The 9,283-nt window shown below is 45.2% G+C and carries 9 protein-coding genes; 5 read left to right on the top strand and 4 right to left on the bottom strand.

The features are described from left to right. From O9295_RS15155 to O9295_RS15145, 3 genes are all read right to left on the bottom strand, one after another. Window positions 1-345, bottom strand: a 345-nt coding sequence (locus tag O9295_RS15155) for a DUF4164 family protein (protein WP_288033638.1), incomplete at its 3' end; no start/stop codon positions are given. Between the two features lie 410 nt (window positions 346-755). Continuing rightward, window positions 756-2,339 carry a photosynthetic/respiratory NAD(P)H-quinone oxidoreductase subunit D1 gene (ndhD1, locus tag O9295_RS15150; protein ID WP_002779843.1) on the bottom strand — a complete coding sequence of 528 codons (1,584 nt, stop codon included), beginning with the start codon at window positions 2,337-2,339 and terminating at the stop codon, window positions 756-758. A gap of 303 nt (window positions 2,340-2,642) precedes the next feature. After that, window positions 2,643-3,380, bottom strand: coding sequence for a phycocyanobilin:ferredoxin oxidoreductase (locus O9295_RS15145; RefSeq protein ID WP_288027035.1), 738 nt, complete (start codon window positions 3,378-3,380; stop codon window positions 2,643-2,645). 175 nt (window positions 3,381-3,555) lie between these two features. Here O9295_RS15145 and O9295_RS15140 point away from each other — a divergent pair, with 175 nt between their 5' ends. Beyond that, complete coding sequence (locus O9295_RS15140; RefSeq protein WP_288033635.1) at window positions 3,556-5,868, top strand: transglutaminase TgpA family protein; 2,313 nt, start codon at window positions 3,556-3,558, stop codon at window positions 5,866-5,868. 234 nt (window positions 5,869-6,102) lie between these two features. Continuing rightward, window positions 6,103-6,567 carry an SRPBCC family protein gene (locus tag O9295_RS15135; RefSeq protein WP_002778570.1) on the top strand — a complete coding sequence of 155 codons (465 nt, stop codon included), beginning with the start codon at window positions 6,103-6,105 and terminating at the stop codon, window positions 6,565-6,567. A gap of 74 nt (window positions 6,568-6,641) precedes the next feature. Here the strand turns inward: O9295_RS15135 and O9295_RS15130 are convergent, their stop codons facing one another. Then, a complete protein-coding gene (locus O9295_RS15130; protein ID WP_002762986.1) occupies window positions 6,642-6,845 on the bottom strand; it encodes a ssl0294 family protein in 204 nt (67 codons plus the stop codon). A gap of 70 nt (window positions 6,846-6,915) precedes the next feature. Here O9295_RS15130 and O9295_RS15125 point away from each other — a divergent pair, with 70 nt between their 5' ends. The 3 genes from O9295_RS15125 to O9295_RS15115 all read left to right on the top strand — a co-directional run bounded on the left by O9295_RS15125 (window position 6,916) and on the right by O9295_RS15115 (window position 9,145). Continuing rightward, window positions 6,916-7,428, top strand: coding sequence for a DUF1499 domain-containing protein (locus O9295_RS15125; RefSeq protein WP_288033631.1), 513 nt, complete (start codon window positions 6,916-6,918; stop codon window positions 7,426-7,428). A gap of 142 nt (window positions 7,429-7,570) precedes the next feature. Continuing rightward, the gene (locus O9295_RS15120) at window positions 7,571-8,068 is read left to right on the top strand and encodes a DUF427 domain-containing protein (protein WP_045356290.1); all 498 of its coding nucleotides are present in this window, start codon (window positions 7,571-7,573) and stop codon (window positions 8,066-8,068) included. 195 nt (window positions 8,069-8,263) lie between these two features. Beyond that, window positions 8,264-9,145, top strand: coding sequence for a 4-hydroxybenzoate solanesyltransferase (locus tag O9295_RS15115; protein ID WP_288033628.1), 882 nt, complete (start codon window positions 8,264-8,266; stop codon window positions 9,143-9,145). Window positions 9,146-9,283: the final 138 nt, after the last annotated feature.

Genomic DNA, 9,283 nt, shown 5'->3' with positions numbered 1-9,283 from the left:
TAGAGAAAATCTGATGCTGACGGTGATTATTGCCCCGATACCAGCACTAATTCCCCCAACAATCAGAGGTAAAATTAACCCCCGAAATCCCTGTAAGTCAGAAACAGACTTAACTAAAACAGATTGCTCGTTTTCTACTTTCTCTAATCTTTTATCGATGCCCTCAACCTTAAAGCCTAAGGCTTTAATCTCCCCTTTTAACTCCGATTGTCCTATTTCTACTTTGGTTAATCGTTCATCGATTTTGTCGAATTTTTGATTAACATCTTTTTGTAGAGAGTCTATTTTCCCCTCGATCCTTGTTAGAACAGCTTCTAGGGAATAAGTCACGGTTTCGTTAGACATGGGCTAAACTCCTATATTTTGCTATGTTGCGGTCTCGCGTAGCGAGCGCGTTGCGACCGCCTAATCTTCTTTGGGCGCGATTGCTCCAGTGGGGACTAATTCTGATAATTCTCCAGGCTGTACTCGTTAGCGATCGCATTAAAATAATGACACAATCAATTAAAAGTATAATAATACTAAATCCGTTGAGTAACGCACAGAAAACGGGTTTCTCGGAGAAACCCGTTTTCTACTCATGCAAAAGGCAAAAGGGAGAATAAATAATCATTCTTTAATAACCGGATCTAATATTAGTAAAAATTATCAATTGAATGTTAAGAAGTGCGGAAAGTGGGATTTAATACTGCTCACTTAAAACTCAAATCTGATAACTGGTAACTGGTAACTGATAACTGATAACTGATAACTCCTTAGATTTCGGGGGCTTTTAGGGAATAAAGGGAGAAACTGGGGGTTTTTGCCTTTGCCTGTTGCACTAAACTGGGGACAGAATTACGCACTAGGGCGGTTAATTTATTGGTAGTAGCATCGTAAATCGTCGTCGCCACTTTGGGATAGAGTCCAATGCCGATAATTGGCACTAATAGAGAAGCGATGATAAAGACTTCCCGGGGTTCCGCATCCACTAGGGCATGGTGTTCTTCTAATTCCTTATTTTCCGGCCCGTAGAGAATTTCTCGCAACATGGACAAGAGATAAATCGGGGTGAGAATGACACCGATAGCCGCTAAAAAGACGATGATGACGCGGAAAGTGGGACTATAGGCATCACTGGTGGCAAAACCGATAAATACCATTAATTCCGCCACAAAACCGCTCATCCCGGGCAAAGCCAGGGAAGCGAGGGAACAGGTAGTCCACATGGCAAAAACTTTCTTCATTTTCTTGCCGACACCGCCCATCTCGTCTAACATCAGGGTATGGGTGCGATCGTAGGTACAACCGACCATAAAGAATAAACTCGCCCCAATCAGTCCGTGGGAAATCATCTGTAACATCGCCCCACTTGTGCCAATATCGGTAAAGGAAGCCATACCAATCAAGACAAATCCCATGTGAGAGATGGAAGAATAGGCAATTTTGCGCTTAAGATTGCGTTGGGCAAAGGAGGTTAAGGCGGCGTAGATAATATTAACTACCCCTAAAATCACCAAAACGGGGGCGAAAACGGCGTGAGCATCGGGTAACATCCCCATATTCATCCGTAAGAGCGCATAACCACCCATTTTAAGCAAAATTCCCGCTAGTAACATATGGGCGGGGGCAGTGGCTTCGCCGTGGGCATCCGGTAGCCAAGTATGGAGGGGGAAAATCGGCAGTTTTACCCCGTAGGCAATCAGAAAACCGGCGTAGAGGAATAATTGCAGTTTCAGGGGGAAATCCTTGCCAGCAATAGTCACCATGTCAAAGGAGACGGTATCGCCATAAAAAGCCATCGTCAGCGCCGCTACAAGGATGAATAGAGAGCCTCCGGCGGTGTAAAGGATAAATTTGGTGGCCGCGTAGAGACGGCGTTTACCGCCCCAAATGGAGAGGATGAGATAGACGGGGACTAATTCTAATTCCCAGACGAGGAAGAACAGTAACAGATCCTGGACGGCAAACACCGCAATCTGTCCCCCGTACATCAACAGCATCAGGAAGTAGAATAGTTTCGGTTTAAAAGTCACCGGCCAAGCCGCTAAGATAGCTAGAGTGGTGATAAATCCCGTTAAGATAATCAGAGGCATGGAGAGGCCATCGGCTCCTAAAGACCATCTTAGGTCAATTTCTGGCAACCATTGGTAACTTTCCACTAATTGCAGATTGGGATTAGCGAAATCGTAACTGGTATAGAAAGCGTAGATAATTAGGGCAAAGTCGATTAATCCCACCGTCAGAGCAAACCATCTCACGGTTTTACCGTCTTTATCGGGAATTATGGGAACCAATAAAGCGGCGACGATGGGAAAAAGGATGATGGCAGTTAACCAAGGAAAGTTCGTTAGATTCATCGGCTGTTTTAATATTTATTTAATTGTCAGAATCGAGAAATTAAGCTAGGGCTTTTTGGCGGTTTTACCGGGGAAAACCGCTTTTTTTCTCTTGTTCTCGCGGTTACAGTTAACTGTACCTAAATCAATCTAGCAATTATTTTCCCGTCCTTGTCTGTTAATATTGTTAAGTTTCAAGAGACTTCTGGCTTAATTAGGGTTTGCTAAAAAAGTTTTTCGGTGGGGGCAGGGTGTGGGGTGTGGGGTGTGGGGTGTAGGGTTTTATACCATTAACCCATCCGACAAATAATTGTGCCTCCCTACTTAATCGGGCAGATCAAAGAGAACGCCCGTCATATAACGCTCTGCCCATTCCCAACCAAAGGCTTTTTCTAGTACACGCCGAGTTTTATCGTTTTTCTGCTGTTGACTACAATAATCCCGTTGTCCCTGTAAATAAATGCGCGCTTCTTCCCCAGAAAGAGGCTGACTTTCCCTAGCACATTTGCAGTGAATTGTCAAGAAATCTGTTACTCTTTGTAAAAATTGTCGTTCCTCGGCGGCGGTTTCGGGACGAATAAACAGACAATATTCCGAGAAAATATGACCCCAAGGCGGCAAATCACGAGCTTGAGCGAAATCGACCCCAGGTAAAGCCGCTAAAGCTTGATTATAGGCACTAGAGAGGGTTTTATCGACACTGGTGGGAGAAAGATCCACAATAGCGGCACTGATTCCCGCTTTGCCGGAGACTATATCACATCCAAACATCGGCAGCGGATATTCTGGACGGGGGAACATGACACAGTGAAGTATATCCAAACCATTGCCCAGTTTAGCCAGTTCTAGGTGCATTTTGCGGAACTGGGGGGTTTGATAGCAGCGATTCTCGATAATTAATTTTTCCCCTTCTAAACGTCCCTCCACATAGCCTAAACCTTCCGGCAACTCAAAGGGCGACAAATCAAGATAATTTTCCCAGTGGGACAGAATTGCCGTGGCTAATTGTCCAATCAGGGGATGAAGTAACGGTAAAATTTCAGGGTTGGTAACGGCTATCATAGGTCAGTTATCAGTTATCAGTTATCAGTTATCAGTTATCAGTCATCAGCTTTTTGCTCCCTATCTCCCGTCTCCTGACTCCTGACATCTAAAATCCACTTTACCCCAGGGAGCGATCGAGATTAAAACTGGGAAATATAAAATTAACTTCTTTGTCCTTCTCCCAATTTACCCTATGGTTAGCAGTGCCGCTCGTCCAAGACCTTCCTTAAAAACCCTCTGGCAAAAGATAGAATCTTCTCCCTTGCCAGAAACCGAGGAATCGATTATTTTAAGAATTCTGGTGCAAGCTTTAGTAATCGTCGGTATTATCGCCACCGATGTGGCTACTGATAGTTATACCAGTATTTGGGCCGTTCCTCTCAGTATTATCGGCGGAATCTGGAGTTGGCGACGCAGGAAAAAGCGCAATATTGGGGCAAAATTTTGTATAGCGATCGGAATGTTGGTAGTGTTGGCGCTATTCTTGGGTAATATCGTTGCGATGCAGGATAGTCGCATTGCTCTAACACAATTATTAATTCAATTACAAATTCTCCATAGTTTTGACCTGCCCCGACGCAAAGATTTAGGGTATTCTATGGTAATCGGTTTAATTCTCTTGGGAGTCGCTGGGACAATCTCTCAAACCCTTGCTTTTGCGCCTTGGTTAATCCTCTTTCTGCTTTTATCCCTACCTACCCTAGTTTTAGACTATCGTTCTCGTTTAGGTTTAGATAATCTCAATCAGAGTCTCCCTTTCTTGGCAAAGAAACCCCCCCGTCTAGCTACAAAAAAATTAGTTTCCCCACAAAATTCTCCCCTTTCTCCCAAACGTTTCGGGATTTTCTTTCTGACAATTCTCCTCTTGGGATTGACAATTTTTGCCCTGATGCCGCGTTTTCCTGGTTATCAAATTCAATCTTTTCCCGTCAATAGTCCAGGAGGTATGGAAAATCAGGATTTTGAACAGGGAGACCGACAAATCGTTAACCCCGGCTATGTGCGCGAGGGTGAAACGGGGAATGGTGGCGTAAATGGCGGTAATAGTCCCACTACAGGGTCAGGACAGTTAGATTCTACCTTTTATTACGGTTTTAACAGCCAAATCAACCAAAATTTGCGGGGAAGTATGACTCCCCAGACAGTCATGCGGGTACGTTCTCAAGCCCCCGGATTCTGGCGCGCCATGGCCTTTGATCGCTATACTGGTCAAGGGTGGCAAATCTCGCGAGATCAAGAAGTAGAGGATTTAAATCGCAGTAGTTGGTCCTATCGCTTTTTTGTGCCGCTACCTGCAACCCAAGCAAAAACCCATCAGGTAGTCCAAACTTACAGCATTGTCTCCAGTTTACCGAATATTATCCCCGCTCTTACTTCGCCTCAGTTTCTCTTTTTTCCTACCCGACAGGTATCTTTAGACCGAGAAAATAGCTTAAGGTCGCCGGGGGGGTTAGCGGAAGGGCTAACTTATACTGTAATCTCACAAGTGCCGGAACGCAATCGCAGCCAACTGCGATCGGCCACAGAAACTTACCCGAAGGCTATTCTCAAGTATTATTTACAAATTCCTGCCGAAATTGCCCCGAAAGTCCGCCGAAAAACCGAGGAATTGCTGGCAAAATCTCCCACACCGTTAACCTCTCCCTACGAGAAGGCCCTATATTTGGCCCAAGCATTAAAGCAAAACTATGAATTAAAAACCGATTTGCCCTTTTTAGCCAAAAATGAGGATTTAGTCTCGGCCTTTTTATTTCGTTTTCAGGGGGGTTACGCCGATCATTTTTCCAGCGTGTTAACGATTATGTTACGCTCGATCGGTATTCCTGCCCGATTAGCCACCGGTTTTGCTCCTGGCCAGTTTAATCCTTTCACTGGCTTTTATGTTGTCCAAAATACGGACGCTTACGCCATCACAGAGGTGTTTTTCCCTGGTTACGGTTGGTACAATTTCGATCCTATCCCGGGCCACGAATTAATTCCCCCATCCTTTGAGGAAGTGGAACCTTTTAGCGTCCTCAAGCAATTTTGGCAATGGGTAGCTGGATGGTTGCCCTCTCCAGTAACGGGTTTTCTCGGTCTGATTTGGGAAAATGTTATCGTTAGCATCGGTAAGTTATTGGCATGGTTATGGCGCTTTATTTCCGGCAGTCTTTTCGGGGGAATTCTCGGCGGTTTAGTGGGGGTTGTCTTCGCTTACGCTGGTTGGTTAGGATGGCGACAGTTCCATCGTTGGCGTAGGAGTCGCAGGTTAGCAAAACTACCACCGATCGAGCGTTTATACCAGCAAATGTTAGGAATCTTAACAGAAGCCGGTTATGGCAAACATCCCGCTCAAACCCCTTTAGAATACGCCGCCGCCGCCCGCAGCGTCCAACCGCCCCCAGTGGCGAATATTATCGAGGAGATTGCTCGCGCCTACGTTGATTGGCGTTATGGCGGTAAATCGGCTAATATCGAGAGTTTACGCCAACGTTTTCGAGAGTTGCCCAAGCTAGTGAAAAAGTGAGCTTGAGAGCAGTTATCTTAATGGTGAGGTAGGAAGTTTTCGTTTTGGGGAGTCGATCGCCGGTCGTCCATAGCAAATTAGGTTACACTTCATCTTGATGAGAAAGGCTATAAATAACACTATGTTAAGAAATGTAACGAAGGACAAAACCCTTACTGTTGCCTTGTCTGCACAGTTAACTTTACTTTTGTCCGACTACCGATAATTCTCAGCCAGCAATTTATAAGCAGATCAATGTCATCTTGTCAAGTATTTGAACAATCAATTCAGATTAAAGCTAGTGCCACGACGGTAGAGCGTTGTATCACGGATTTAGAGTTAATGCGTCGTTGGTTGAATCCGGTGTTAGTTTGTGAACCTATCGGCGATTGGAAGACCGATATCGGTGGGAGAAGTCGTTTTTTGATTCAAATTCCCCTAATTCAGCCAACGCTGAAAAGTACGGTGATTGAGAGGGAACCGGGGTTAATTGTCTGGCAATTTGAAGGCTTTTTTCGCGGATGCGATCGCTGGGAATGTCAACCCAATGATGGCGGCACTTGTCTAATCAATCGTTTTGAGTTTGCGATTCCTAATCCGGTTGTGGGGTGGGGATTCCAGCAATTCGCCGCTAAATGGACTAAAAAGGATATGGAAGCGCAATTAAGACGCTTAAAACGAGTAGCCGAGGAAATTTATCTACTTTCAGCAACAAGTTAAGCTGATGGGGTGGTAAGCGGGGGGTTTTGGGTATGGAAGAATACCCAAAACCCCCAACAGCTAACCCCTGATCCCTAATCGATCGAGATCGACTGGGGACCGTTGCCGTTATCCTGATTATTGTCGTTAAAACTGACTAATCCCTGCTGTTCTAACCATTTTTTGAGGGGATCGTCCGAAAGTTTCAAGCGCAGTAATCCAGAGGCAAAACCACCGAAAAAAGCGATCGGTTGTTGAATCAGTTCTTTAACAACGGGTTGTAATTCATCGAGAAACATCTTATTCTATCTCCTGATATTGTCACACCTATCAATGCTAAGTTAATTGAAGTGATTCTGTAAGACTAGCATGACTGAAACTCCCAACACGGTGAAAAAATCTTTCCGGCTAACCCCGTTTATTTTCCTAGGAATACTGCTCATCTGGCTAGGAATTAGGTTAATTGCTCCCGATAGCGTTAGTTTATTCGCCGGTACTCGTCCCGATTATTTGGGAGTCAAGGAGGGTAAACTGGCTCCTTGTCCGGTCACTCCTAATTGTGTTAGTAGTCAGAGTCAGGATCAGGCTCATTCGATCGAACCCCTTAGTTATCAGGGTAGCGGCAAAGAAGCGATCGAGCAATTAGCTAAAATTATCGCCTCCCAACCGAGAACTAAAATTATTAGCCAAGATAGTAACTATCTCTACGCCGAATTTAGCAGTCAATGGATGGGATTTGTCGATGATCTGGAATTTTCTCTCAATCCTAGCAAAAATGCGATCGATGTTCGCTCGGCCTCCCGGTTAGGAGAATCGGATTTAAATGTCAATCGAGAACGAGTGGAAACCCTGAGAAAACTCTTTTCAGTGAGCAGTAAATAAGGGATAGGGAGATAGGGAGATGGGGAAGTGGGGAGATGGGGGGATGGGGGAATGAGGAGATAGGGAGATAGGGAGAAAAAAGCTGATTACTGATAACTGATAACTGACAACTGATAACTGAATAGTATAAACTTGAAAAATTATGTTTCGTCCCCAACCGATACCAGCAAAAGCAGGACAGGAATCCGTCTGGGATTATCCTCGTCCCCCGCGCCTAGAATTATCGCCTAAACACCTAAAAATTATCTTTAATGGGGTGATAATTGCCGATACTAAAAGCAGTTATCGAGTTCTAGAAACCAGTCATCCTCCAGTTTATTATCTACCGCCCCAAGATATTAAAATGGAATACCTGCAAGCCACAGCAGAAAAGTCTTTTTGTGAGTGGAAAGGTCTAGCGGGATATTACAATATCACCGTTGGCGACCAACAGGCAATTAACGCCGCTTGGTATTATCCGGACCCGACACCAGAGTTTCAGGCAATTAAGAATTATCTGGCTTTTTATCCTGCCAAAATGAGCGCTTGTTATGCCGACGGGGAATTAGTACAACCGCAACCGGGCAACTTTTACGGGGGATGGATAACCTCCGATGTGGTGGGTCCATTTAAAGGCGTTCCCAATAGTTGGGGCTGGTAATCACGTTAAGTAAGTAGGGTTTGCTGAAAAAGTTTATTGGTGGAGTCAGGAGTCAGGAGCCGGTCGTCAGGAGATTATTTTTATTTATTCTTCCCACACCCCACACCCCACACCCCACACCCCACACCCCACACCCCACTTCCCCAAAACCCCATCTCCCCCTTAACTCCTAGTTTCTACTTTTTACGAGAAATTATGACTATATCCCAACCCGATCTAGAACCCACTTGGATGACGATTATTCGCCTCTTGCGCTGGGATAAACCCGCAGGTAGGTTAATTTTGATGATTCCCGCTTTATGGGCGGTATTTTTGGCGGCAGACGGGGTGCCACCGCTACCCTTGATCGGGGTGATCGTTTTGGGAACTTTGGCCACTAGCGCCGCCGGCTGTGTGGTTAACGATCTTTGGGATCGGGATATTGATCCACAGGTCGATCGCACTCGTAACCGTCCTTTAGCGGCCAGAGCTTTATCGATCAAGGTTGGTTTGATTATCGCTCTGATTGCTTTCTTTTGCGCCGCAATTTTAGCTTTATATCTCAATTTCCTGAGTTTTTGCCTATGTGTGGCCGCCGTTCCCTTGATTATCTGCTATCCTCTCGCCAAGCGTTTTTTTCCTGTACCCCAATTGGTTCTTTCTCTCGCTTGGGGTTTTGCGGTTTTAATCTGTTGGAGTGCCGTCACTGGGGCGTTAAATAGTAATACATTTATATTATGGGGAGCGGTGATTTTTTGGACATTGGCATTTGATACAATTTATGCTCTGTCCGATCGAGAGGATGATCTCAAGGTTGGTATTAACTCTAGTGCCATATTTTTCGGCAAATACGCCCCGGAAGCCGTGGGGGTCTTTTTTGCCCTAACAGTGGGTTTATTGGCTTGGGAGGGGCAAAAAATGCAGTTATCAGCCTTTTTTTGGCTAGGGTTGGGTCTAGCGGCGATCGCTTGGTGGCATCAATACCGGCTGTTACGTCAATCGGATTTACCCAAACCAGTTTATGGTCAAATGTTCGGCCAAAATGTTTGGGTCGGTTTTATTTTATTAGCGGCTATGATTGCGGGGAGTGATTTTTAAATAGGGTCTGCTGAAAAAGTTTTTCCTAGGGGCAGGGTGTAGGGTGTGGGGTGTGGGGTGTGGGGTTTTACCCATTTTCATCGGGTAAATTACCTAATTTTCAGGGAAAAAGTCCCGGAATTTTCCCCCCGACCACTC

This window comes from Microcystis sp. LE18-22.4A (assembly GCF_027531105.1).
GTDB lineage: Bacteria > Cyanobacteriota > Cyanobacteriia > Cyanobacteriales > Microcystaceae > Microcystis > Microcystis aeruginosa.
Note: the sequence above shows the minus strand (reverse complement) of the source record. Positions and strands in the feature narration are given on the sequence as shown.